The sequence below is a fragment of the Leekyejoonella antrihumi genome (assembly GCF_007845645.1).
GTDB lineage: Bacteria > Actinomycetota > Actinomycetes > Actinomycetales > Dermatophilaceae > Leekyejoonella > Leekyejoonella antrihumi.
The window spans coordinates 193151-217461 of sequence record NZ_VCQV01000002.1 but is presented as its reverse complement, the minus strand read 5'-3'; the positions used below and the strand labels follow the sequence as shown (position 1 = coordinate 217461).

Sequence of the window (24311 nt, the reverse complement as noted above, 5' to 3'; positions counted from 1 at the left end):
GTTCGCTTATGGCGACTCCGAGCCGAACGCTTCGATCAGCACGCGTAGGTTGGGCGCCGGCGTGCCGTCGTAGGCTTCCCGCGCCAGCGCGGCGACGTAGCGCCCGATCAGCAGGCTGGACGTGGCCGCGGGTGACGGCGCGTTGAGCACGTGCACCGCCCGCGGCGAGGTGCGCACCACGAAATCGTCCACCAGCCGCCCGCTGTCGTCGACCGCCTGCGCACGCACGCCGGCACCGTCGCGGTGCAGGTCGCCACTGCGCACGCCGGGCAGCATCGCTCGCACGTCCGCGACCAGCATCGGCTTGGCCAGCGAGCGCAGCATCTCGCGGGCACCGTCGCGCCAGTAGGACCGCGCCAGCCTCCGCATCGCGGGATCCCGCACCCACTGGGCGGTCGTCCCCGGATCGATGTCACGCCAGCGGTATCCGGCCCGCGAGAACGCCGGCACCGCGTTCGGTCCGACATGCACACTCCCGTCGATGCCGGGTGTGATGTGCACGCCGAGAAACGGCAGCTCCGGGTCCGGCACCGGATAGATCGGCCGGTGCACGGTCGTGCCGGCGCGCTGCGCGAGGCTGGAGTACTCCCCCCGGAACGGCTGCACGCGCACACCGGGGTCGGTGCCGCTCATCCGGGCCACCAGATCCGACGCAAGCCCGGCACAGTTCACCAGCACCGCTGCCTCGAGCTCGTCCTGTTCGGTGCGTATGACGATGCCGTCGCCGCGGGTCTCGATGGCCAGCACCCGAGCACCGAGCCGGGCGGCCCCGCCCTGCTCAGCCAGCTCCTCGGCATACGACCGGGTCACTGCACCGAAGTCGGTGATGGCGGTGTCGGCGACGTCCAGCGCGGCGATCGCCCGCACACTCGGCTCGAGCTCGCTCACCTCCGCGCCGCCGATCTCGCGCAGCGTCACCCCGTTCTGCCGGCCGCGGCGGGCCAGCTCGGCGATCGGCGCGAGCTGTGAGTCCGCGGTCGCCACGATCAGCTTGCCGGTCCTGGCCACCGGCAGCCCGTGCTCCTGGCAGTAGCGGATCATCAGCTCACCGCCCACGCGCGCCATCGCGGCCTTCAGACTGCCGGGCTCGTAGTAGATGCCACTGTGGATCACGTTGCTGTTGTGCCCCGACTGATGCGCGCCCCACCGGCGCTCCGCCTCGAGCACCGCCACCGAGGTATGCGGGAGCGCGGCCAGCAGCGCGCGCGCCGTCGCCAACCCGACGATGCCGCCACCGACGACCACGATGTCGTGACGCTCAGACACTGGTGCACCTCGACTCACGTGACATGCCGTCCATCTTTCACCCTCGGGTCGTCGACGGCCCGGCGCACCATAGTCCGTGCGTGTACCAAGTCGATGCATCGGAAAGGTTCCCTGCGGTGGTGCCCCCGGTTAGTCTGCGATGACAACGTCCGCACGGCGGGCCGGTGCCCTCATCGGCCGGGAGTGTGTCCGGACGGAAAGGAGACCGACATGCGCCTCAACGAGATCCTCCGCTCCAAGGGCGGCCAGGTGGTCACGATCACGCCGGATGCAGCCATCTCCGAGCTGGTCGACCTGTTCGCGCGACACAACATCGGCGCCGCGATCGTCAGCCAGGACGGCAGCGCGATCGACGGGATCGTGTCCGAACGCGACGTCGTGCGCTCGCTGCGGGCGGGCACGGATGTGCTGCAGAACCGGGTCGACACGATCATGACAAGCACTGTCTTCAGTGCCAAGCCGACAGACACCGTGGACGAGCTGGCGCGGGTGATGACCGAGCACCGCATCCGCCACGTCCCGGTCCTCGAAGGCGATCGGATCGCCGGCATCGTGAGCATCGGCGATGTGGTCAAGTCCCGCATCGGCGAGCTCGAGTTCGAGCGAAACCAGCTCGAGGGCTACATCGCGGGCAGCTGATCGGCGGGTCGCCGGCGGACGTTCCTGTCGTGGGCTCGGCTCGGGCTGCGCCGGGCAGTATGCGCGATGTCAGCCGGACTGGCCCCCGTATTGCGGCAAGTCGCGACTTGCTCAATCCTGCCTACGGGGAGCGGATCTGGCTGCTAGCGTGGCGCGCATCACACTGCCAACGGTATCGGTGGGGGTCGTCACACCCTCATGTGCGTACCCCCTTGGAGGAGGGAATCATGAGAGCAGGCAATACCCTTCGCGGAGTTGGGCTTTTCGCGGCCGCCCTGATGGCTGCCACCGCGTGCGGCTCCGACGACTCCAGTAAGAGTGGTCAATCCGCCGGCGGATCCACCGGATCGGACGGCGGCGGTCAAGAAGCGCTGAAGCTCGGCTACGTTCTGCCGGAAACCGGTGACCTGGCCTATCTCGGACCGCCACAGATCAAGGCGGCCGAATACGCACGTAGCGTGATCAACGACAACGGTGGTGTGCTCGGCAAGCAGATGCCCAAGCTGGTCGGCGGTGACGAGGCCAACGACGCGGCCATCGCCTCCCAGTCGGCCGACCGGGTCCTCGGTGCCGGGGCGGACGCGATCATCGGCGCAGCCGCCTCCGGCATGTCGCTCGCGATCATCGACAAGGTCACCAAATCCAATGTGGTGCAGTGCTCGGGCTCCAACACCGCGCCTACCTTCACCACCTACAAGGACGGCGGCTACTACTTCCGCACCGCACCGTCCGACGCCATGCAGGGACCGGTTCTGGCCAACCTGATGATCCAGGACGGCCATTCGCGAATCGCGCTGATCGGGCGCGGTGACGACTACGGCAAGGGCCTGGTCAACGCAACGGTGAAGGCCCTGAAGGATGCCGGAGCCCAGGTTGCGACCACGGTGATCTACGACCCGAAGGCACCCAACTTCTCCGCAACCGTCGCGACGGCGAAGGCGGCAAATCCGGATGCGGTTGCACTGGTGACGTTCGAGGAGGGCAAGCAGGTCATCAAGGGCCTGATCGAGAGCGGCATCAGGGCCGACCAGCTCTACGGCACCGACGGCCTACGCAGCGAGGAGCTGCCAAAGCTGGTGTCGCCCAAGAACGCCGGCGTGCTCGCGGGTATGAAGGGGACGGCGCCGGCTTCGGCGGACAACCCGGAGTTCATCAAGAGTCTCAAGGCGTTCGCGCCGGACCTGAAGGGGTGCAGTACGCACCGCAGGTCTACGACTGCGTCATGACCACCGCACTGGCGGCCGAGGCCGCGCACAGCACCGACCCGAAGGTGTTCAAGGACAAGATGAACGAGGTGACCAAGGACGGCACCAAGTGCAACACCTTCGCCACCTGCAAGAAGCTCCTCGACGACGGCAAGGACATCGACTACGACGGCGTCAGTGGCCCGCTGGACTTCCAGGAGTCTGGTGAGCCCGGCAAGACCACGATCGAGGTCTTCGGCTACGACAAGCTGGGCAAGCTCAAGACGCTGAGCACCAAGGAGTCCAGCATCAGCTAGGCACCACCGTATGCCGACGGGGCGCCGCACTCACTTGGGTGCGGCGTCCTTCGTGCTGGCGGGTGCGGCACCTCAGCCGGTGCCGGCCTTGGCCAGGGTCCCGAGGTAGAGCTCGATGACCTTGGGATCGCGCAGCAGCTCCTGCCCGGTGCCGGTGTAGGCGTCTCGACCCTGGTCCAGCACGTAGCCGCGGTGGCAGATCTCCAGGCAGCGCGTCGCGTTCTGCTCCACCATCAGGATCGACACCCCGGCCTCGTTGATGCGGCGGATCGCGTCGAAGACGGTGTCCTGCATGATCGGCGACAGTCCGGCCGACGGCTCGTCGAGGAACAGCACCTGGGGGTCGGTCATCAGGGCTCTGCCCATCGCCACCACCTGCCGCTCCCCGCCGGACAGCGACCCGCACTTCTGGGACTTCCGGTCGGCCAGCAAGGGGAACAGCTCGGTGACGACCGCGCTGCGCTGGTCGTACTCCTTCGGGCGCAGATAGATGCCCATTTCCAGGTTCTCGCCGATCGTCAACGAGGGAAACACGTTGTCGTTCTGCGGCACGTAGCCCAGGCCGTGGGCGACCAGGGTGTGCGCGGGCAGCGAAGTGATGTCCTTCTCGCCCAGGAGGACCTCGCCGCTGCGGATGGGCACCAGGCCGAACATTGCCTTGATCAGGGTGGACTTCCCGGCGCCGTTCGGGCCGATGATGCCGATCAGCTCGCCGCGGTGAACCTCGACGTGGCACCCCCGCAGGATGTCCACATCCGGGACATAGCCGGCCACCAGGTCGCGCCCAAGCAGCAGTGGCATGGGATCGGTCATTGCTCGGCCTCCAGCACGTCATGTTGGTCGCCGGTCCGCGACCCGAGGTAGGCGTCGATGACGGCCTGGGTCGACTGGATGTCGCGCGGCCTGCCCTCGGCGATGACCTCACCCTCGGCGAAGCACACCACCCAGTCGCTGATCCCCATGACGACGTCCATGTCGTGCTCGACCAGGATGATGGTCATCCCGTCGTCGCGCAGCGCCTGGATGTGCCCGAGCAGGGACTGGGTCAGGGCGGGGTTCACGCCGGACATCGGTTCGTCCAGCATGATCATCGTGGGATGCACCATCAGGGCGCGGGCCATCTCCAGCAGCTTGCGCTGGCCGCCGGACATGGAGCCGGCGAACTCGTCCCGCATCCGGGTCAGGTTGAACCGATCCAGCAGCTCCTCGGCGCGCCGCTGGACGTCCTTCTCCTGGCTGCGCCAGGACCGCACGATCGCGGGCAGGAACCGCTCGCCGGACTGCCCGGTGGCCCCGAGCATGAGGTTCTCCAGGGCGGTCAGGCGCATCAGCGCCTTGGTGAGCTGGAAGGTGCGCACCATCCCCATCCGCGCGATCTGGTAGGCCGGTTTGCCGGCAAGCGGGTGCCCCTCGAAGGTCCAGCCGCCCGAGTCGGGCCGGTCGAATCCCGAGACCTGGTTGAAGAAGGTGGACTTGCCGGCCCCGTTCGGACCGATGAGCGCCGTGATGGTGCCGCGCTGCACCTCCAGGTGGTCCACCCGGACGGCGCGCAGGCCACCGAAGCTCTTGGTCAGGTGGTCCACCACGAGGATCGGGTCGGGTTTGGCCGACCCCGGCTCCGCCGGGACCGTCGCCAACGGGCCGGGTCGATGCCCGCCGGCCTCGCCCCCGTCGGTCGACCGGACCCGCGCCGCGTTATCGGACATCGAGACGCATCTCCTTGCTGTTGCCGAGGATTCCTGATGGCCGGAACACCATCAACAGCAACAGGCCCAGGCCCACGAACGCGATCACCAGGGCGCCGATCGCCGAGGACCCGAGCACCTCCGCCGGGATCACGCCGGCGTCGCTCGCGGCGCGCAGGAACGAGCCCAGGAAGGCGAGTATCAGCCAGAAGATCAATGACCCCAGCACCGGGCCGAGGACCCGAGCGGCGCCACCCAGGATCACGATTGCGTAGAGGTAGAAGGTGACCTTCGGGTCGTAGGTGTCCGGGTAGGCCGACTGGGTGTTGATCGCGAGCAGCGCGCCGGCGATGGCGCCCAGGACGCCGCCCAGCACGAGGCTCTGCAGCTTGAACCCGTAGACGTTCTTGCCCAGGCTGCGAGCGGCCAGCTCGTCCTCGCGCACCGCGCGCAGCACCCTGCCCCACGGACTGTGGATCAGCAGATAGACCAGCGCGCACGCCAGAGCCACCAGGCTCCAGCTCACGATCATCACCCACAGGTTCCGGGCCGAGAAGGTCGTGATGCCGAGGTCGAAGTCGTGGTCGGGCAGTGGGCTCATCGCATAGAACGGGTCGGCGAACTGGCGCAGGCCGAAGACGCCGTTGGTGACCGGTTCGGCATACCCCGAGCGATAGACATAGCGCAGCACCTCCCCCGCCGCGATCGTGGCGATGGCGAGATAGTCGCCCCGTAGTCGCAGGGTCGGGATGCCGAGGATCAGCGCGAGCACGACCGCACAGGCGATGCCGATGAGTATCCCTGCCCAGAAGGGCAGCCCGAAGGTGACCACGCCGGCCGCCAGCCCGTAGGCGCCCACGAGCATGAAGGCGACCTGCCCGAAGTTGAGCAGCCCGGTGTAGCCGAAGTGGATGTTCAAGCCGATCGCGGCCAGTGCGTATATGGCCGCCTCCGGCCCGAGCATCCCGGCGATCGCGTCGGAAAGGATCTTCATCATGTCCATGGCGCTCCCCTGCCTACCCGGCCCGCTCGGCACGCCCCAGGATGCCCTGGGGGCGGAAGAGGAGCACGACGATCAGCGCGAGCAGCGCCCACGCGCTCTGCAGCTCGGGCGAGAACCACAGGGTCGACAGCTGCGCCACCAGGCCGACCAGCAGGCTGCCGATGATTGCCCCGTATGCGCTGCCGAGCCCACCGACGATGATCCCGGCGAACATCAGCAGCAACAGGTTGAAACCCATGTTCCAGAACACCGCCTCGGACAGACCGAAGAACACGCCACCCAGACCTGCCAGCGCGCCGCCGGCGACCCAGACGACCAGAATCACCCGGTTGACGTCGATGCCGGAGGCCTCGGCCAGGTCCTTGTTGTCGGCCACCGCCCGGGTCGCCTTCCCGATCCGGGTGTGCTGCAGCACCAGTGCCACGCCCACCAGGATGGCCAAGGAGATCAAGGTGATGGTCAGATCGCGCGGAGTGATCTCGATCGCGCCCAGCCGAATCGAGTCCTGCACGGCGTACTGGTCGTACTGTCGGCGACGGCCGCCGAAGAACGCCAGGACCACATGCCGCACGAACAGGGACAACCCGATCGAGATGATGAACATCTGGATCAGCCCGGCGCCCCGCTTGCGCAGCGGACGCCAGAGCACCAGCTCGAAGCCCGCGCCGAGCGCCCCGACCGCGATCATCGCGACCACGGCGGCCGCAGCCAGTGGCAGACCACCCGATCCGGTGGACATGATGAACGCCACGACGGCGCCCATCATGACCATCTCTCCGTGCGCGAAGTTGATCAGCCGGGTGGTGCCGAAAACCAGCGACAGGCCGACGGCGGTGATCGCGATGATCGAGCCGTACTCGATGCCGCCGATGAGCAGCTGCATCGCCCGGGACCCGAATCCGCTGGTCCGATCACCACCGGAGGCCTCGGAGGTCGGTGCGGCGGAGGCGGGCGCGCTGGTCGCACCGGGGGTGGACTTCTCCTGCGGCGCACCCGCGGCGGCGAGCCCGAAGAGGACCGGCTGGTCCTCCCCGGTGCTGACGTCCACGTGACCGAGCGTCTCGCCGCCCTTGGTGCGCACCTGCAACCCCTTCGGCAGCGTGCCGACATCCAGGGCGACCACGTAGGTGCCGTGGCCTGGCACCGGTATCTTCCAGCTGCCCTTGTTGTCGGTGGTCGCCGAGCCCACCTTCTTGCCGCCGCGCGTGACGGTGATCGTGAGCCCGGCCAACGGCTTTCCGGCGGGCGAGCGCACCGTGCCGAAGATCGACTGGCTCGTGGAGTCCTTCGCCGCGACCGGAGAACTCGCGTCGTCCATGCCGGCCGCCGACACGGCAGCGCCCGATGACACGAAGAGTGATGCCATGCACACGGCGACGGCCACCATGAGTCGTCTGAGCACGCTGTCCTCCAAGATCCATTGCGCACGCCAGTCCCGGGAGCCTAACCTCAACGGGCCGTCGTCGCTGCCGCATCACGGATATTCGCCAGAATCGTCCATCGATGGAGGAATGCCTCAACTCATGGGCACGGCAAGGAAACTCGGCGTCGGACACCACGCCGCGCGGCTATTCGACTCGCGACGCCCTCAGGATGTCTGCCATCCGTTCGGCCACTTCGAGCGCCTGGGCGTGGTCTGCGTCGGAGAGGTCCTCAGCGCGTAGGCCGTCGACGACGCCCTGCCGGTCCGCCTCGGACCGGTTCTGGCTCAGCTTGGCCTTTCCCTCGACACGGGTGACCGTGACCTCGATGCCGACGATGCCGCCCAACTGACCGTCGATGTACTGCGCCGGCGCATCGGTCACCTGCCACGGCTGGTCGCGGCCACCCTCATAGGTGTCGGTCAGCTCGGTGACCGCCGCCCGCAACCACTCGCGGTCGTGATGCACCGTGACCGTGCCGGTGAGGTGGACGGCGCTGTAGTTCCAGGTCGGCACGACCTTGCCGTGCTCGGCCTTCGCGGCATACCAGGACGGGGAGATGTAGGCCTGCGCACCACCGACGATCAGCAGCGCCGGGGTGCCGTCGATTATCTGCTTCCAGTGCGAATTGGCCTTTGCCACGTGCGCAATCACCTTCTGGCCGCGCCACATCACGGGCACCGACGTTGCCATCGGCACTCCGTCCTCCCCGGTGGTCACCAGCCACGCAGTGCGGGCGGCGGTCACCATCGCCCGCACGTCGGCTTCGTCAGATACGACGTTGAACGGGGGTGTGTACATATTTTCCAACCTAGCCGGGATCGGCCGGAGGTCAGCGGCCGCCTCGCGCGTGGCGCCGGGTCGTCGACCGCACCGCCAACAGGACTCGACGTGGTGCCGGCCCGCAGATTCGCGACATGTGGCGGCGCCAGGCTGCCGAGTCCTGTTCGCTCGGCGTGGGCCCACTCGATTCGCTGAGTCCCCGTAGATGTCGGGAAGGGCCAGGCAAACTACACCTGGCCCTTCCCGACATCTGTGGAGCTGAGGGGAATCGAACCCCTGACCTTCTCATTGCGAACGAGACGCGCTACCAACTGCGCCACAGCCCCAGAAGCGTGAGCAACAATAACACCGCACCCCGCTCGGCTCCGAATCGGCGTCGGAATGCAGCGCCGGGCGGCTCAGTCGCGCAGGTCGGCGGCCCCGCAGACGTCATCCAGGTCGGCCAGGTCCTGCGCGGTCGGCTGCCACCGCAGGGCCTCGGCGTTCGCGCGCACCTGGTCACCGGACGTGGCGCCGGAGATCACCGATCCCACGGCCGGCTGCGCCGCCAGACCGGCGATGGACACCTCGAGCAGTGACAGCTCACGAGCCGTGGCGTATGCCGTGAGCGCCTCGATCCGATCCCAGTCGGCACCTTCCAGCCATTGGGCTCGGGCCGGGTCCAGCGCGGCCCGTGAGCCTTCCGGCGGCGCCTCACCGCGGCGATACTTGCCCGCGAGCAGGCCGTACTCCAAGGGGAAGAACGGCAGCAGCCCGAGACCGAACGTCTCGGCGGCCGGCACCACCTCTGCCTCGACCGTGCGATCGAGCAGCGAGTAGCGGTTCTGCACCGAGATGAACGACTCCAGCCCCGCGGTCTGCGCCGTCCAGGACGCGTCCGCGATCTGCCAGCCGGCGAAGTTCGAGCACCCGACGTAGCGCACCTTGCCCTCCCGGACCAGGTCGGTCAGAGCACTGAGCGTCTCCTCGATCGGGGTGATCGGGTCGGGGGCGTGCAGCTGGTAGAGGTCGATGTGGTCGACCTGCAGCCGGCGCAGGCTCGCCTCGACCGCGCGGCGCACATACCGCCGCGAACCGCGCACACCGTGATCGGCGCCGAGGGTGCCGCGCATGTCCATGCCGAACTTCGTCGCAACCACGAACTCGTCCCGCTGCCCCTGCAGCGCCTCGCCGATCATGGTCTCGCTGGCACCCGGCTCCACGCCATAGGTGTCGGAGGTGTCCAGCAGCGTCACCCCGACGTCGCGGGCGGCGGCCAGGATGTCGCGCACGCCCTCCTGGTCGACGCGGCGGCTGAAGGCGTTGCAGCCGACTCCAACAGCGCTGACCATGAGGCCGGAGGCCCCAAGCGGGCGATACGTCATCTGCGTCATACCGGCAGGCTATCTCGCAGGTGTGCCGGGTGTGGCTCAGCCGGCGCGGAAAACCGAGGGCAGCTCTTCGAGGTCCTCGTCCAGCGCCAGCCCGTCGAAGGGCAGCTCGTCGATCGGGGTGTCGGCGTGCCGGGCGGCGGTGCTCTGCGAGCTCTCGGGCAGCGACGGCGCGGTGGGCTCCGCCTTCGCCTTCATCGTGTAGGTCGGGCGCGGCACCGGGACGGGCGACCAGGAACCCTCCACCTGCTCGGCCTGCGGGGTCGGCTTCGCGGTGGCGGACGGGGCGGGCTGCGCATTGTCGAAGACCAGGTCGCGGCTGGGCATCGCCACCCGCTGGGCGCCGCCGAGCTGCGGGCCGCTGTGAACAGCCGGGCGTTGGACGGGACGCGTCGTCGACACAGTGGCCTCGCGGTCCTCGCCGCGGGCGGACTGCTCGGCAACGGCCTCCTTGCGCAACCAGGCGAAGACCCCGCCGACCAGCACCAGGCTCACGACCGGGCTCCACCAGGGAAGCATCCCGAACGGCGCAAGCACCACGGCAAACGCCAGCAGCGCGAGCGAGGCGAGCAGCGCGATCCCGCGCACCCGGCGGGAGTTCAGGGCGGCGAGGGCACGGATGACGTGGCTGCCGACACGCACCGGCGCCGAGACGGCGTCGAGCTCATGGACGGGCTCGTCGATGGGGGTGCGGGTCTGCTCTGTCGGGGTGTCGCTTGTCATGACGGATCCTGCTCGCAGAGAGGTACGCGGCAGCGGAGTGCTGACCTGCGCGGGCGTCGTAGTCGAGCTCTTCTTCACGGCGACCGTGTCGTCGTGCGCCGGGGCCGTGCCACGGTGCTCCAGCACCCGCATCGCCTCGGAGAACTGGTCGACCGATCGTGCGGTGACCAAGGCCTCCCTGCGGCGAATCCAGTGCTGCAGCAGATAGGCAGCCCAAACGGCGACAATGAGAACGAAGATCAGGCTGCTCGGGTGCACAGGCAAAACGCTAACCGTTCTCTTCGACGACATGTCGGACGTAGTCGGCGTGTCACGCAAGTGACTCAGGTGAGTTTGGCCCCACGAAGTGCTGGGCCCGCCGTGGACGGCCGCACGCACGACCTCGGAATGCCGCGAATCTCACTCCCGCGTCAGGCGTTCCAACCGCTGCACAGCGCTCTCGCGCTGCAGGTCCTCCACCGTGATCGCAAACGTGCGGTGGTCGTGCCAGGTGCCGTTGATGTGCAGGTAGGCCCGACGCACTCCCTCGTCGCGCAGCCCCAGCTTGTCGACAACGCGCAGGCTCGCCGGATTGTCCGGCCGGATGTTGACCTCCACCCGGTGCAGGTCGCAGCGACCGAACGCGTGGTCGATCAGCATGGCGAGCGCGAACGGTGTGATCCCCTGGCCCGCAAGGCGCTTGCTGATCCAGTAGCCGGCAGCCCCCGACATCAGCGCACCGTGCACGACGCTGAACAGGTGCATCTGGCCGGCCAGTGCGCCGTTGACCTCGACCGCGAACGGCAGGGCCAGACCATCCCGACCCTCTCGGTCCTGCTGACGGACCAGCTGCGCGAACGACAGCCGTTGGCTCGGCGTATGCGGTGAGGTCGAGTCCCAGGGGCGCGTCCAGTCGGCGTTGTCCGCCCGCAGAGCGAGGAACTCCTTGCGGTCGGCGCGAGCTCGCAGCGGCCGCAGTCGCACCGTCGAACCCGCCCACTGTCCTTCGACGCTCACCGGCCAGGTCGCGCTCAATGGTCGCCACCGGCCAGCTGTGAGAGGGCGTGCTCCACGACGGGTTCGAGCACTGCGAGTGCATCGCGCACGCCACCAGTGGATCCGGGCAGGTTGACCACTAGCGTGCGCCCAACGCATCCCGCGAGTCCGCGGGACAGCACCGCGGTCGGCACTCCCTTGGCGGCACCGGCGGCACGGATCGCCTCGGCCAGGCCGGGCACCACCCGGTCCAGCAGCGGCCGGGTCTGCTCGGGGGTCCGATCCGTCGGAGTCAGCCCGGTGCCTCCAGTGGTCAGCACCAGGTCGACGCCGGAGGCCAGCGCCGAGCGCAGAGCCTCCCCCACCGGATCACCGTCGGACACAACGGCCGAATCCTCGACCTCGAAGCCCCACGACCGCAGCGCCGCCACGATCACGGGTCCGGACCGATCGGCATACGTGCCGGCGGCAGCCCGGTTGGAGCAGGTGATGACCGCGGCCCTACGCATGCGGTTCGGCCCAGTCGCCGGATCGCCCACCGGACTTGGCCGTGACCCGCACGTCGGTGATGCGGGCGTGCTTGTCGACGGCCTTGACCATGTCGATGAGCGCGAGGGCCGCAACGGTCACACAGGTGAGCGCCTCCATCTCGATGCCGGTCCGGTCGGCGGTGCGCACCTCCGCCTCGATGTCGACGCCGTCATCGGCGACGGTCAGGTCCACGGACGCCGCGTGCACAGCCACCGGGTGGGCCAGCGGCACCAGTTCGGGGGTGCGCTTCGCGCCCTGGATGCCGGCTATCCGTGCCACAGCGAGCGCATCCCCCTTCGGCACGGTGTCGTCCCGCAGAGCCGCGATCGCCTGCGGCGAGAGCAGCACTCGCCCGGCGGCACGCGCGACGCGGGCCGTGATCCGCTTGGCGCTGACGTCCACCATGTGCGCGCTGCCGTCGCTGCGGACGTGAGTCAGATGATCGGTGGTCTGCTCAGGCATTTCGAGGCCCCCGCGAAGTATCGACGAGAGCTTGCGACCGGGGGCCCTCGTCGGGATGAAACTCGATGACCTCCAGCACCTCGCCCTCGCGCACGACCCTCAGGTCGGCCGGCACGAACGCCAGGCCCTCCGCGGTCGCCAACCCGCCCATCAGGTGCGAACCTGGACCACCCGCCTGCTCGATGCGACCGTCCGGACGCATGCGGATGCGCGCCACCTGAGTGCGCCCCGGCGCCGCGGGCTGCCATCCCCTGGCGACCTCGCAGCGCACCGTGCGCGCATCGACGGGCCGTCCCGCCATCTTGCGCAGGGCCGGAGCAACGAAGACCAGGAACGACACGAACGAGCTCACAGGGTTGCCTGGCAGCCCGAAGACCGGTGTGCCGCCCAGAGACCCGAACGCCTGCGGCTTGCCCGGCTGCATGGCGACCTTGACGAACTCCAACGACTGGTCGTCCTCGAACGCCAGGCGCAGTGGCTCGAACGCGCCGGCGCTCACCCCACCGGACGTGATGATCGCGTCGGCGGCATCCGCGAGCCCGTGCAGCATGGCGCGGGTCGAGGGACCGGAGTCACCGACGTGCTGCACGGCCACGACGTCGAACCCGGCCTGCACGGCGAGCGCGGCGAGCATCGGCCCGTTGGAGTCGGTGACCTGACCGTGCTCGAGCTCGGAGCCTGCCGGTCGCAGCTCGTCGCCGGTGCTGACGACGGCCACCCGTGGCCGTGGCCGCACCCGCACGGACTGCACACCGGCGGACAGCAGCACCGGCACGTGCTGTGCGGCGAGCTGGGTGCCGGCCGCAAGGACCACCTGCCCCGGTTGCACGTCCTCACCCGGATACCGCACGGATGCACCGGACTCGACGCGTGCATCGATGCGCACGTCCGTCGTGCCGCCATCGGTCAGCTCGACCTGCACCACGGAGTCGGCACCGTCGGGCAACGGCGCACCGGTCATGATCCGCCAACAGGTCCCGGGCTCGAGCCGGAGCCGGCGGGTGTCACCGGCCGCGATGTCACCGCTGACCGGCAGCGTCACCGGCGCGTCAGAGACGTCGGCGGCGCGCACGGCATACCCGTCCATGGCGGAGTTGGTGAAACCCGGAAGCATCGCGACGGCGCGCACCTCGTCCGTCGTGACCAGGCCCAGCAGCTGCCCGGCGTCCAGGACGCTCACCGCGACAGGTGTCAGCGGAGCGACTGCCTCGAGCAGCCGCTCCTGGTAGGCGGGGACGGTGAGCACTAGCGCGCCAGATCGGCGTGACGGGTCAGGGTGCCGTCACTCGCTTCCTCGGACCGCGCCCAGCTGAGCAACCACGCGTGGAAGTCGGCGCCCAGCTCGCGGTGGCGGGTGCCGAGCAGCACCATGGCCTTGAGGTAGTCGAGCCGATCGCCGGTGTCGTACCGGTTGCCGCGGAAGATGACTCCGGTGACACCGCCGCCCTCTCCGTCGGACGCAGCCTGCTCGACCAACGCGTCGGTCAGCTGGATCTCGTGGCCGCGGCCCGGCGGGGTCTTCTCCAGCACGGGGAAGATCGACGGGTCCAGGATGTAGCGGCCGATGACCGCCAGGTTGCTGTTGACCTCACCGGGATTCGGCTTCTCCACCAGCGACGTGACTCGCACGACATCGCCGTCCCCCTCGATCGCCTCGACCTGCGCGCAGCCGTAGAGGTGAATCTGGTTCTCCGGCACCTCCATCAGCGCGACAACCGAGCCGCCGTAGCGATATCGGGCCGCGATCATGTCCTCCAGCAGGTGGTCCTGCTCATCGATGAGGTCGTCGCCGAGCAGCACCGCGAACGGCTCATCACCCACGTGCGAGCGGGCGCACAGCACCGCATGCCCCAGGCCGAGCGGTTCGCCCTGCCGAATGAAGTGCACGTTGCCCAGGTTGGCCGACTTGTGCACCCGTCGCAGCCGGACCTGGTCCCCCTTGCGCTCCAGCGCCTGCTCCAGCTCCCAGTGCCGGTCGAAGTGGTCCTCCAGTGCGGCCTTGTTGCGCCCCGTGACGGTCAGTACGTCGAGGATCCCGGCACGGGCCGCCTCCTCGACGACATATTGGATGGCCGGTTTGTCGACAACGGGCAGCATCTCCTTGGGGATGGCCTTGGTCGCCGGAAGGAAGCGGGTGCCCAGCCCTGCGGCCGGGATCACGGCCTTGCGAACCGGAGCCCTGAACGGTTCATTTCTCATGTTCGAAGGTTATCTGCTGTAGCGCGCTGTGCGACGGCGGATGGCAAAGACCTGCGAGGATCTTGCGCATGGCGATCGAGCGTGCGGCGGCCCGGATGGAGGTGTCCAGCGATGTGGCGTGATCTGCCCCAGCACAAACGCGCCGCCCGATCAGTGATCCGCGCGGCCCGGCGGGCCCGCGCCGAGCGGCATGACGCCGACCGCCGGAAGTCCGAGAGCGACCGGCTGGCAGGTGCGCTCGCCGATCGCCTGGCCCGGCGAGGCGGGGCACCCGGTGTGCTCGCGGCATACCGCTCCCTGCCCACGGAGCCACCGTCGGACGGGATCATCGAGACCGCGAATCGGTTGGGCTGGCTGGTGATCCTGCCGGAGTTGCTGGCCGACAAGGATCTGACGTGGACCCCACATGACGACCCGGGCCGTGACCTGGGCACCGGCGCGATCCGTGACGCGTCGGTCGTGGTGGTCCCCGCGCTGGCCGTCGATCGGCACGGTATGCGGCTGGGTCAGGGCGGCGGAAGCTATGACCGCGCGCTGGCGCGCCGGTCCCCCGGCTCCTGGATCGTCGCGGTCGTGCACGACGACGAGCTGACGCAGGAGGTGCCCTGCGAGTCGCACGATCTGCCGGTGGACGCCGTCCTGACACCGCAGCACGGGGTCATCGACCTGCCCATCCGGCGGAAGGTGCAGCACGAGGGTGGGCTGACCTGAAAAACTACTGGGGCCCCGCGACGGACCGAGCGGCGAAGGAGCGGACTTCGTGGGGTGAGGCTCGATCCCCGGAGGGAGTGCACCGATGACCGGCTTCATTGGCATGCATGCCCTGCAGGAGGCTCAGCCGCTGGTCGGCAGCGGCTTCACTCCCACCGATCTGGCGCGCGCGCTGCTCATCGGCGCGGCGGTGCTGCTCGTGTCGGTGGCCGCGGTGCGCCTGGCCAACCGGTCCGGACTGCCCACCCTGCTCATCTATCTCGGCATCGGCGTCGCCATCGGCGAGGCCGGGCTCGGCATCACCTTCAGCGACCCGACCCTCACACAGGTCCTGGGCTATGCGGCCCTCATCCTGATCCTGGCCGAGGGTGGCATCACCACCAACTGGCAGACGATCAAACCTGCCGTCCTTCCCGCGGCGATCCTGTCGACGCTCGGGGTGCTCGTGTCCGTCGGTGTGGTCGGCGTCGGCGCCTACCTGCTGCTCCCGAACCTCTCCTGGCAGGTGTCACTGCTCCTGGGCGCGATCGTCAGCTCCACCGACGCGGCGGCGGTCTTCTCGGTGCTCCGGCGCGTGCCGCTGCCGCCGCGGCTGACCTCGGTGCTCGAGGCGGAGTCCGGCTTCAACGACGCGCCCGTGGTGCTGCTGGTGATTGCGCTGGCCCAGGCGGGCGCGCCCGGCGGTGCAGACAACGCGTGGTGGGTCGTCGTGGTGGAGGCAGTCATCGAGCTGGCGGGCGGCGCCGTCATCGGCCTGGTGCTCGGCTATGTGCTGGGTCGGCTGATGAAGTCAGCCGCGCCCGGGTCATCCGGTCTGTTCTCGATCGGCGTGCTGTCCGTCGTCGTCCTGGCGTACGCCGTGGCGGACCTCGCCCACACGAGCGGGTTCATCGCGGCCTACCTGTGCGCTCTGATGCTCGGCAACCTGCACCTGCCACACTTTTCGGCGGTCCGCGGGTTCGCGCAGGCTCTTGGTTGGCTCGCGCAGATCGGGCTGTTCGTGCTGCTCGGGCTGCTCGCCTCCCCCGTCCGGCTGATCCACCAGATCTGGCCGGCCGTGGTGATCGGCCTCGTCCTGCTGCTGCTGGCGCGCCCTGCCTCGGTCCTGCTGAGCATGTCGTGGTTCGGGTTCTCGTTGCGGGAGCAGGCCTTCTTGTCCTGGGCCGGCCTGCGGGGCGCCGTGCCGGTCGTCCTGGCGACGGTGCCGCTGACCGTGGGCACGCCGCATACCGAGTGGATCTTCGACCTGGTCTTTGTGCTGGTGGTGGTCTTCACCCTGGTGCAGGCACCGACCCTGCCGCGGCTGGCGGCGCTCTTGCACATCGTCGACGAGTCACACACGGTCGACCTCGAGCTGGAGGCCACCCCGCTCGAGGAGCTGAATGCCGACGTGCTGCAGGTGCGCATCGGGGACGCGTCGCGGCTGCACGGGGTGGCGGTGCACGAGCTGCGCCTGCCCGAAGGCGCCAATGTCACGCTGGTCGTGCGGGAGGGCAAGGGGTTCGTGCCGCAGAACCGCGACGTCATGCGACACGGCGACCGGCTCCTGGTCGTCACCACGGCCGGGGCCAGGGGGGCCGCGATCCGGCGCATCCGGAGCATCAGCAAGGCGGGCCGCCTCGCCGGCTGGCGCCGCGATCCGCAGCCCGCACCGGATGACGACCAGGCCAGCTGACGCGGCCCCGGGACTACCCGATCAGCAGCTGCCCGAGGACCTGCCGCACCTCGCCGAGCTCGTCCTGAGACAGCGTGATCTGCGGCGCGTACCGACGGAACCGGTCCGCGGAAACGGTGCGAATCTGCTCGGTGATGACCCAGCCGCCGCCCGCGGCAATCTTGACCCGATGCAGCCAGCGCGACCGTTCGACGGTGGTCAGCGGCAGCACACTGACCAGTCGGCTCATGGTCAGATCAAGGTGGAAGCGCGAGGAGCCCACGAGTGCCGGGCGGCCCTTGCGCTGCTCTCGTCCGCGGACGGCCTCGAAGTCGACGAACCATACCTGCCCGGGCTCGATCGGCGGCCGCATCACTCGTTGCTCCGCACCCACTCGTCGCCGATCGGCGCATCCGCGTCGGCGAGCTCGTCCTGCTCGATGCGCATGACTCGCGCCCTGGTCTGTTCCCTCACTCGCAGCATCGGTGAGTTTGCCACGGTGTAAACGTGCCCATCTACAGCTGAGTTTGTCGTGCTCCGAACCGGCCACCTGGTGGATCGAGTCGCAGGCGGGCCGCCAGACGTCGTACAATCTGCGCCGTGCCCACCTACGCTTATGCCTGCAAGGACTGCGGGCACCGTTTTGACATCGTCCAGGCCTTCACCGATGACACGCTGAGCTCGTGCCCGGAGTGCGGCGGCACGCTGAAGAAGGTCTGGGGGTCGGTCGGCGTCGTCTTCAAGGGGTCCGGCTTCTACCGCAACGACAGCCGCAGCACGACGACCAGCAGCAGCCCGGCGGCAGAGAAGTCGGGCAAGACCGATTCGGCGGGCAAGTCGGATTCCGGCAAGTCCGACGCCGGCAAGTCCGACGCCGGCAAGTCCGACGCCGGCAAGTCCGACTCGGGCAAGAAGTCCGACTCGAGCTCGTCGAAGTCCATCGGCTCGAGCTCGTCGTCCTCGGACTCCGGCTCTGCCGCGTAGGGACGCCCCTCCACATCCCGGTTCCGGTGCGCTCGCCGGTCCACATCGTGCACACGGTCCTGCTCGTCCACGGGTGACCGCTGGCTATGGTCACCCGTATGAGCACTGCACAGATCGGCGTGATCGGCGGGTCGGGCTTCTACTCCTTCCTGGACGATGCGGAGCGGGTGCGCGTCGTCACCCCGTTCGGCGAGCCCAGCGACGACATCATGATCGGCGATGTCGACGGCCGACGGGTGGCCTTCCTGGCCCGGCATGGTCAGGGGCACCGATTCCCGCCGCACCGGGTCAACTACCGGGCCAACCTGTGGGCGCTGCGCTCGGTCGGGGTGCGCCAGATCATCGCGCCCTGCGCGGTCGGTTCCCTGCGACCCGATCAGGGACCGGGCACCGTCGTGGTCCCCGACCAGGTGGTCGACCGGACCTTCGGGCGCGCCCACACCGTGTATGACGAGGTCGGGCCGGTCGTCCACGTCTCGTTCGCGGACCCGTACTGTCCGCGCGGGCGCGGCGTGCTGCTGGAGTCCGCCCGCACCCGGATCGACCGAGTCGTCGACGGCGGCACGATGGTCGTCATCAACGGTCCGCGCTTTTCCTCCCGGGCCGAGTCCCAGTGGCACCAGGGCGCCGGATGGCACGTCGTGGGCATGACCGGGATGCCGGAGGCCTCGATCGCGCGAGAACTGGCACTGTGCTTCACCACCGCGTGCCTGGTCACCGATCACGATGCCGGCGTCGAGGGTGGCCCGTCGGTGTCGCACGCCGAGGTGATGCGGGTCTTCGCCGACAACATCGACCGGCTGAAGGCCGTACTGCGTGATGCCATCGGGCGACTCCCGGCGCACGAGGACGACCAGAGCGCATCGTGCCCCTGCCGCCGCGCCCTCGACGGGCAGGCCCTGCCGCTCACGTTGCCGTGAACCGGCTGGACCGGCTGCTGCCCGATGGCTGGCAGGGCCGCAGCCGGGAGGCACGCTGGCGCCGGTCGCGCGCCCGACGGGTGCTGGCCGCGGGGGTGGCCGCCGGCGCCGTACTGGTCGGGTGGAATGCCCTCGCACCACGTGCCTCAGCCACCAGGTCGATCACCGTCGCGATCCATGACCTCCCCGCCGGGCACGTGCTGACCCGCGCCGACCTGACCACCGCGCAGTGGCCGGAGTCCGTGCAGTTGCCCGGCGCGATCACCGCGCGAGCCGCCGCCGGTCAGGCGCTGACCGCGCCGGTGGGCCACGGCGAACCGGTGACCCGCAGTCGGGTCAGGGCCGCGCGGACCTGGCCGGGCGCCTCCGCCGGTCAGGTGCTGGTCGGTGTGCCGGTCTCGAACCCCACCGTTGCCGCCGTCACCCGACCCGGGGACCACGTCGACGTCTTCGCCGGCGGCAAGACCAGCCCGATCGGCACGGATCTGCTGGTCATCTCCACCACCCGGCATGCGGCGGGCGCGACCGACCGCTCTCCCCTCGTCGGCGCTGGCGGCGCGGAGTCGCCGCCGGCCCTGCTGGTGGCCTGCTCCGTCCAGACCGCCGCCCGCCTGGCCCAGGCGACACAGCTCACACCGGGCGGCGATAAGAACATCTTTCTGGCGTTGCATCCGGCTCCGTAACACAAGAGTGACCCCGCCGTGGGTGTTTTGGTTCTCGCAATGTCGAGGATTTCGGCTAGGGTCATCCCGATTGCACACATCATCGAAAGGAACACGCCCATGAAGGGCTTCAAGAACTTCATCATGGAAGGCAATTTGGTTGAACTGGCCGTTGCCTTCGTCATGGCGGCTGCGTTCGGCACCGTCGTCAAGGCCTTCGTCCAGATCATCCTGGACCTGATCGGCAAGGCCGGCGGCACCCCGAACTTCTCCGGTTACCTCCCGGGCGGCGTGCACGTCGGAGCGTTCATCACTGCAGTCGTCGCCTTCATCATCCTGGCAGCCGTGGTCTACTTCTTCGTGGTCAAGCCCTACGAGGCTGCAAAGGCTCACTTCTCCAAGGAGGAAGATGCGGAGGCCACCGAAGTCGATCTCCTCACCGAGATCCGCGATGCACTGCGGGGCGGCGCCGCACCGCAGCAGAAGTTCTAATCCTGCGGACAATCTGAGCGTCTCGCTCAACGCACGGGCATCCCGCCCGGAAATGGCATGAACATTTCCGGGCGGGATTCCCGTTTCTTTGCCTAGATTCAGGTAAGGAATAGCACCTGAATCGGGTGCCGGACGACTATCTTCCGATCACGCACATTCGGCACTCGCCAACAGGGAAATGTCGGCAATTCGAGGAGTTGTGCGCAGCGCTACTCCCAGTGCGGAGGGCGCTGCTCCTGCCACCACCGGTCGCGCTCCACCGCCTTGGTGCGTGGGTCGTCGGTGCCACCGGCGCCTGCCCAGTCGGCGTCCGTCGTCTCGGCCTCGTCGAGACGCTGCAGCGCCCGCTGCGGATCTCCCCCGGTCGCGGGCCGACTCACTCGACGGTGCCGACGCCGTCGTTGCCCGGCCAGTTCATCCTTCGGCATCAGCCGTCCCGGTGCCCCGCCGCACGTGCACAGGAGGCGGAGTGCACCGCCGACACCAGCCGTGACAGCTCCTTCGCCGGGTCGCGGAAGAGGTCGCGGGTCCAGGCGCGCTCGCACGTCCAGCCCAGCCGCTGCAACTGCTGCACCCGCAGCCTGTCCCGGTCGCGCGTTGCTTCCATCGCGCCGTAGGCCGGGCCGTCGGTCTCGATGGCGACCAGCAGGGAGCCCGGCCGCCTCGGGTCCTCGACCGCAATGTCGATGCGGTGCCGCCCGGCGCCGTGGCCGGTGCGGACCACCAGCCCCTCGGCCCGTAGCCGCCTGGCCAGGTCCGTGACGAGGGGGGTCACCGCGGCCACCTCGGCCGGCGGCAGGGTCGGCCGGTCGAGCACACTGCCGGTGGACGCCATCCGACGTCGACGTCCGCTCGGACCCACCAGCGGCGCGCCATCCGGCCGGCGGTCACCTCGACCGGTCTCACTCACCGCCTCGGGCCCGCTCGACGCCTCCTGCCGATCCATCGGGGCGACACCGCCCGCAACCCGCCGTGCGGAGCCGCCGGACGCGGCATACAGCAGGAAGTCCCGCAACATGGTGGCTCCGCGAGAGCGCAGCCGGCTGGGGTCGAGCTCGCCACCGGAGAACGACGACACGACCACCATCCGGCGGCGCGCACGCGTCATGGCGACGTTCAGCCGACGCTCGCCGCCTGCGGCGCTCAGCGCTCCGAAGCGGTGCTGCACCTCACCACCTGGCCCACGGCCGTAGCCGACCGTGAAGATGATCGCATCACGCACGTCACCCTGGACCTGGTCGACGCTCTTGACGAAGAAGGGTTCTCGTCGGTCGTCGCCGACGGCCTCGAGCAGATCGGGCTGACCGGCGAGCGCCGCACGCAGCGCGTCCTGGATGCGCTGCGCATGCCGCACGCCGAGGGTGACGACACCAAGTGACTCGCCGGGCTGCTTGCGCAGGTGGTCGAGCACCAGCTGCACCACTCGGTCGACCTCCGGCGCCGCGGACTCGCCGCCGGTGCTGCTGCCGGAAACGACGTCGAGTCGCAGGACGCCGTCATCGGCGGTGCCGGGGAAGGTCTCCAGCACGGTGGCATACATCTGGGCGTTGGCGAAGGCGATCAACCGCTCGTCGTGCGAACGATAGTGCGTCGCCAGTGATCTCACCGGCACCAGCGGCCTAAGCACGTCGAGCAGGGACTCGGGCTCGGTGCGCGCCAGCAGTTGCTCGTCGTCGCCCGCGGTCATCCGCAGGGGCGCCGGCGGCAGCTGTTGACTGTCGCCGAGCACGACGACCTGGCTGGCACGGGATATCGCGGGGATGGCCGTGGCCAGGTCGACCTGCGAACCCTCATCGAAGATCACGACGTCGAACCACATCCCGGCCGGCACGTGCACCGGCACCTCGAGGGGGCTCATCGCCCAGCACGGGGCGAGGGCACCGACGATCTCGGGAACCGCGCCCAGCAACTCACGTGGGGTGGTGTAGGCCCGCGACGCCGCCTCGTCGCGCAGCACCTCGCTCTGGTCGGGCAGGTCCCGGTCGGTCCGCTGGGCCTGGCGCACCAGGGCATCTCGCACCTGCTGCGCCGACCGGCGGACCTGCGCCGTGTCATCGTCGAGGTAGTCCCCGGCGATGCGCCGCAAGGTCGCCCCGTCGTGCTCCTCGTAGACGGGATCCGTGCCGCCGACATGCCCCAGCAACGAGGTCCACCACACGAACTCGAACTCGGCCGCGACCTGCTCGGCACTCAGGTGCCGTGCAGCGACATCGTCGATGAACGGGCCGAGCCCGTTGGCCCGCAGCTTGTCGAGCGCACCAATCACCTCGGGCACCTTGGCGAGCCGATCGGGCGCGCCCGCGAGGGCAGTCAACCGGCGCTCCAGCACGTCGAGGTCGGCATCGAGCAGGTCACCTCCCTCGGCGGTGCCGGTCAGCCGCGCGCCGAGCCACTCCAGCTCGAGCCGCAGCCGCTCGTGGCTCTGGGCGATCTCCGGCAGGTTCACCGGGGCGGCCGGCCTGGAGCCGGCGCCGGCCGCATCCCGCCAGCGTGCTTGTTGTGCCGCGGCGCGCACCAGCACGCCGTGGATGCCGCGCGGCGGCGGGCCGGGCCGCAGCAGCGACTCGGCCTGCTTGCGCAGTCGGCGACGCTCCAGACTGCCCTGGTCGATGTCGTGCTCCGTGCGGTAGTCGCGGCCGCCGGTGGCCGCGGCCAGGTCGGCGATCGGCGCATCGAACACGGCCGGCCGGAAGGTCTCCAACGTGCTGTGCACCTGGCCCATGAGCTCCAGTTGCTCCTCGGCCCGCCGCATGGTGTGTGGCGCGGGAAGTCCGACCGTGTCGCACAGCTCCTCGAGCACCCGACGGTGATCCTTGAGCCCACCGCCGGCGAGTCGTTCGACCAGCTCTCGCGTACGGCCGCCCTGATGCTCGCCGACGACGCGGGCACCGAACCAGGGGTCCGGGTCGCCGCCGACGGTCCACGCGCCCATACCGGCGGTTTCGTGCAGGGCGGTGCGCAGCTCGTCGCGGCGGGCCCGCGAGATGCCGGCAAGGTCGTCGCCACGCAGCCGCACCCGAGAGCGCGGCGCGGGCTTGCGTTCCTCCAGCTCGCTCACGCGAGACTGTGCCTCGTCGAGCGAGATGCCCCACGGACCGCGCACCCGGTGCATGGCCCGCGCGTGCGCCTGCAGCTGCTCCCGGCGGGACACCAGGTTCGACGGGGCCTGGTTGCCCATCACCGGTGCGGCGCACCGCTCGTCCAGCAGCCGCACCAGATAGCCGGCGAATCGGCCCGGAGCGGCATGCTCGGCGTACAGGTCGAGCAGCAGGTCGCCCAGCCCGGCTTGCTCGAGCCGCTCGCGCACGCCATCGATGGACGCGCGCTTGTGCGCGACGAAGAGGGTCCGCCGGCCGTCGGCGGTCAGCGCCGCGACAAGGTTGGCCGCGGTTTGGGTCTTGCCGGTGCCGGGCGGGCCCTCGACCACCATGTGCGCCCCGGCGCGCACGCCTTCGACGACATCCTGCTGCTCGCGGTCCGCGTCGACCGCCAGGTGCTCCCGGTCCAGGTCGACCACCCCGGTCTGCGGCGGTTCGGCGCCGACCTGCTGGGCCGCCTCCGGGTCACCGGCCAGCGCTGCCACGACGTGGTGCGCGGCCAGGCCGTCTCGCTGGTCGGCCAGGTCGCGCACCAGGGGCAGCTTGACGGTCGCGAAGAGCCCGACGACCAGTCGCGGGTCGATCCGGAAGTCCGCCACGTCCGCACAGGCTTGCCGAACGGCCTGAAACGCGGCAGCCGGGTCGGACCCGCTGCCTCGGGAGGCCAGGGCACAGATCTGCGCCGTGTCCAGTGAGATGCCGCACTCGCTGGTCAGGTACGCCACGAGGGCCGCGTTGACCTCGAGCCGGTCTCCCAGCTCGATCGCCAGGTCCCGGCCGTCCCTGCCGGTGGGGCGAATCACGCACGGTCGCAGCAGGACCGGGGCCACCGGGGTGCGCGAGGAGCCGGGGATGCGCCACCGGGCCATCCCGGAGGCGAGGTAGCAGGTGGTGATGCCGCGCTCGGCATACAGCTCGCCCGCCTTGTCGCGGATCGCTCGAGCCCGCCGGGTGGCATCCGTGAGCATCGTCGGCTGCCGCACCAGCTCGGACAGCGGGGCCGCGCCGGCGGAGAACAGCTTGGCCTGCCCGGCCGGGTGCGCGCCGGTCAGGTCGAGGGTGGTGTCGGGAAGGTCTCGAAACCAGAGCAGGGCGTTGCGGCCGCCGAGGTCACTCAGGTGCCGCTGCCAGGTCGTGACGCTGCGAGCGACCCGATCCGCGCGTGACACGTTCGCCCCCTGGGCCTCCAACTGCACTGGTTCGGTGGAGGTCGTCATCAGGCAAGGCTAACC

The 24311-nt window shown here is 69.6% G+C and carries 26 protein-coding genes and 1 tRNA gene; 9 read left to right on the top strand and 18 right to left on the bottom strand.

Annotation, left to right across the window (positions count from 1 at the left end; translation table 11 throughout):
• Positions 1-6 precede the first annotated feature (6 nt).
• A complete protein-coding gene (gene lhgO, locus FGL98_RS02360) occupies positions 7-1266 on the bottom strand; it encodes an L-2-hydroxyglutarate oxidase (RefSeq protein WP_146315048.1) in 1260 nt (419 codons plus the stop codon).
• Between the two features lie 210 nt (positions 1267-1476).
• Between lhgO and FGL98_RS02355 the strand changes: the two genes are divergently transcribed.
• The 3 genes from FGL98_RS02355 (at position 1477) to FGL98_RS25730 (ending at position 3406) form a co-directional block, all read left to right on the top strand.
• Positions 1477-1905 (top strand): CBS domain-containing protein, encoded by a 429-nt coding sequence (locus tag FGL98_RS02355; protein WP_146315047.1) that lies wholly within the window; start codon positions 1477-1479, stop codon positions 1903-1905.
• A gap of 227 nt (positions 1906-2132) precedes the next feature.
• Positions 2133-3131, top strand: a complete 999-nt coding sequence (locus FGL98_RS02350; RefSeq protein WP_222431975.1) for an ABC transporter substrate-binding protein — start codon at positions 2133-2135, stop codon at positions 3129-3131.
• Positions 3128-3406, top strand: a complete 279-nt coding sequence (locus FGL98_RS25730; protein ID WP_222431974.1) for a hypothetical protein — start codon at positions 3128-3130, stop codon at positions 3404-3406. Before FGL98_RS02350 ends, FGL98_RS25730 begins: the two co-directional genes overlap by 4 nt.
• 72 nt (positions 3407-3478) lie before the next feature.
• Here the strand turns inward: FGL98_RS25730 and FGL98_RS02345 are convergent, their stop codons facing one another.
• The 13 genes from FGL98_RS02345 to galU all read right to left on the bottom strand — a co-directional run bounded on the left by FGL98_RS02345 (position 3479) and on the right by galU (position 14558).
• Positions 3479-4219 (bottom strand): ABC transporter ATP-binding protein, encoded by a 741-nt coding sequence (locus FGL98_RS02345; RefSeq protein ID WP_146315046.1) that lies wholly within the window; start codon positions 4217-4219, stop codon positions 3479-3481.
• Complete coding sequence (locus tag FGL98_RS02340; RefSeq protein ID WP_146315045.1) at positions 4216-5112, bottom strand: ABC transporter ATP-binding protein; 897 nt, start codon at positions 5110-5112, stop codon at positions 4216-4218. Before FGL98_RS02340 ends, FGL98_RS02345 begins: the two co-directional genes overlap by 4 nt.
• Positions 5102-6088 (bottom strand): branched-chain amino acid ABC transporter permease, encoded by a 987-nt coding sequence (locus tag FGL98_RS02335; protein ID WP_246136332.1) that lies wholly within the window; start codon positions 6086-6088, stop codon positions 5102-5104. The genes FGL98_RS02340 and FGL98_RS02335 overlap by 11 nt, the downstream gene beginning before the upstream one ends.
• Positions 6089-6107: 19 nt before the next feature.
• A complete protein-coding gene (locus FGL98_RS02330; RefSeq protein ID WP_246136331.1) occupies positions 6108-7496 on the bottom strand; it encodes a branched-chain amino acid ABC transporter permease in 1389 nt (462 codons plus the stop codon).
• Between the two features lie 166 nt (positions 7497-7662).
• The gene (locus FGL98_RS02325; RefSeq protein ID WP_146315043.1) at positions 7663-8316 is read right to left on the bottom strand and encodes an FMN-binding negative transcriptional regulator; all 654 of its coding nucleotides are present in this window, start codon (positions 8314-8316) and stop codon (positions 7663-7665) included.
• 235 nt (positions 8317-8551) lie between these two features.
• Positions 8552-8624: transfer RNA gene (locus tag FGL98_RS02320), tRNA-Ala, on the bottom strand.
• Positions 8625-8696: 72 nt separating this feature from the next.
• Positions 8697-9662 carry an aldo/keto reductase gene (locus FGL98_RS02315; RefSeq protein ID WP_146315107.1) on the bottom strand — a complete coding sequence of 322 codons (966 nt, stop codon included), beginning with the start codon at positions 9660-9662 and terminating at the stop codon, positions 8697-8699.
• A gap of 45 nt (positions 9663-9707) precedes the next feature.
• Positions 9708-10649 (bottom strand): hypothetical protein, encoded by a 942-nt coding sequence (locus FGL98_RS02310; RefSeq protein ID WP_146315042.1) that lies wholly within the window; start codon positions 10647-10649, stop codon positions 9708-9710.
• 141 nt (positions 10650-10790) lie between these two features.
• Entirely contained in the window at positions 10791-11405 is a 615-nt protein-coding gene (locus FGL98_RS02305; RefSeq protein ID WP_146315041.1) for a GNAT family N-acetyltransferase, read from the bottom strand.
• Positions 11402-11875, bottom strand: coding sequence for a MogA/MoaB family molybdenum cofactor biosynthesis protein (locus FGL98_RS02300; RefSeq protein WP_146315040.1), 474 nt, complete (start codon positions 11873-11875; stop codon positions 11402-11404). The genes FGL98_RS02305 and FGL98_RS02300 overlap by 4 nt, the downstream gene beginning before the upstream one ends.
• The gene (gene moaC / locus FGL98_RS02295) at positions 11868-12359 is read right to left on the bottom strand and encodes a cyclic pyranopterin monophosphate synthase MoaC (protein WP_146315039.1); all 492 of its coding nucleotides are present in this window, start codon (positions 12357-12359) and stop codon (positions 11868-11870) included. Before moaC ends, FGL98_RS02300 begins: the two co-directional genes overlap by 8 nt.
• The gene (locus tag FGL98_RS02290) at positions 12352-13605 is read right to left on the bottom strand and encodes a molybdopterin molybdotransferase MoeA (RefSeq protein ID WP_146315038.1); all 1254 of its coding nucleotides are present in this window, start codon (positions 13603-13605) and stop codon (positions 12352-12354) included. The genes moaC and FGL98_RS02290 overlap by 8 nt, the downstream gene beginning before the upstream one ends.
• On the bottom strand, positions 13605-14558 hold the full coding sequence (gene galU / locus FGL98_RS02285) for a UTP--glucose-1-phosphate uridylyltransferase GalU (protein WP_146315037.1): 954 nt from the start codon (positions 14556-14558) through the stop codon (positions 13605-13607). Before galU ends, FGL98_RS02290 begins: the two co-directional genes overlap by 1 nt.
• A gap of 111 nt (positions 14559-14669) precedes the next feature.
• Here galU and FGL98_RS02280 point away from each other — a divergent pair, with 111 nt between their 5' ends.
• Both FGL98_RS02280 and FGL98_RS02275 read left to right on the top strand, forming a co-directional pair.
• Positions 14670-15269 carry a 5-formyltetrahydrofolate cyclo-ligase gene (locus FGL98_RS02280; protein WP_146315036.1) on the top strand — a complete coding sequence of 200 codons (600 nt, stop codon included), beginning with the start codon at positions 14670-14672 and terminating at the stop codon, positions 15267-15269.
• A gap of 85 nt (positions 15270-15354) precedes the next feature.
• Positions 15355-16944 (top strand): potassium/proton antiporter, encoded by a 1590-nt coding sequence (locus tag FGL98_RS02275; RefSeq protein ID WP_246136330.1) that lies wholly within the window; start codon positions 15355-15357, stop codon positions 16942-16944.
• Positions 16945-16957: 13 nt separating this feature from the next.
• Here FGL98_RS02275 and FGL98_RS02270 read toward each other — a convergent pair whose 3' ends face one another.
• The gene (locus FGL98_RS02270; RefSeq protein WP_146315035.1) at positions 16958-17296 is read right to left on the bottom strand and encodes a type II toxin-antitoxin system PemK/MazF family toxin; all 339 of its coding nucleotides are present in this window, start codon (positions 17294-17296) and stop codon (positions 16958-16960) included.
• The gene (locus tag FGL98_RS26675; RefSeq protein ID WP_281289141.1) at positions 17296-17421 is read right to left on the bottom strand and encodes a hypothetical protein; all 126 of its coding nucleotides are present in this window, start codon (positions 17419-17421) and stop codon (positions 17296-17298) included. The genes FGL98_RS02270 and FGL98_RS26675 overlap by 1 nt, the downstream gene beginning before the upstream one ends.
• Before the next feature lie 102 nt (positions 17422-17523).
• On the opposite strand from FGL98_RS26675, the gene FGL98_RS02265 reads away from it, so the two are divergent.
• The 4 genes from FGL98_RS02265 (at position 17524) to FGL98_RS02250 (ending at position 19981) form a co-directional block, all read left to right on the top strand.
• Positions 17524-17907, top strand: coding sequence for an FmdB family zinc ribbon protein (locus tag FGL98_RS02265; protein ID WP_146315034.1), 384 nt, complete (start codon positions 17524-17526; stop codon positions 17905-17907).
• Positions 17908-18005: 98 nt separating this feature from the next.
• Positions 18006-18827, top strand: coding sequence for an S-methyl-5'-thioadenosine phosphorylase (locus tag FGL98_RS02260; RefSeq protein ID WP_146315033.1), 822 nt, complete (start codon positions 18006-18008; stop codon positions 18825-18827).
• A complete protein-coding gene (locus FGL98_RS02255) occupies positions 18824-19510 on the top strand; it encodes an SAF domain-containing protein (RefSeq protein WP_146315032.1) in 687 nt (228 codons plus the stop codon). Before FGL98_RS02260 ends, FGL98_RS02255 begins: the two co-directional genes overlap by 4 nt.
• Positions 19511-19609: 99 nt before the next feature.
• Positions 19610-19981, top strand: coding sequence for an MscL family protein (locus tag FGL98_RS02250; RefSeq protein ID WP_146315031.1), 372 nt, complete (start codon positions 19610-19612; stop codon positions 19979-19981).
• A gap of 209 nt (positions 19982-20190) precedes the next feature.
• Here the strand turns inward: FGL98_RS02250 and FGL98_RS02245 are convergent, their stop codons facing one another.
• Both FGL98_RS02245 and FGL98_RS02240 read right to left on the bottom strand, forming a co-directional pair.
• On the bottom strand, positions 20191-20409 hold the full coding sequence (locus FGL98_RS02245) for a hypothetical protein (protein WP_146315030.1): 219 nt from the start codon (positions 20407-20409) through the stop codon (positions 20191-20193).
• Complete coding sequence (locus tag FGL98_RS02240; protein ID WP_146315029.1) at positions 20409-24296, bottom strand: AAA domain-containing protein; 3888 nt, start codon at positions 24294-24296, stop codon at positions 20409-20411. The genes FGL98_RS02245 and FGL98_RS02240 overlap by 1 nt, the downstream gene beginning before the upstream one ends.
• Between the last annotated feature and the right edge of the window lie 15 nt (positions 24297-24311).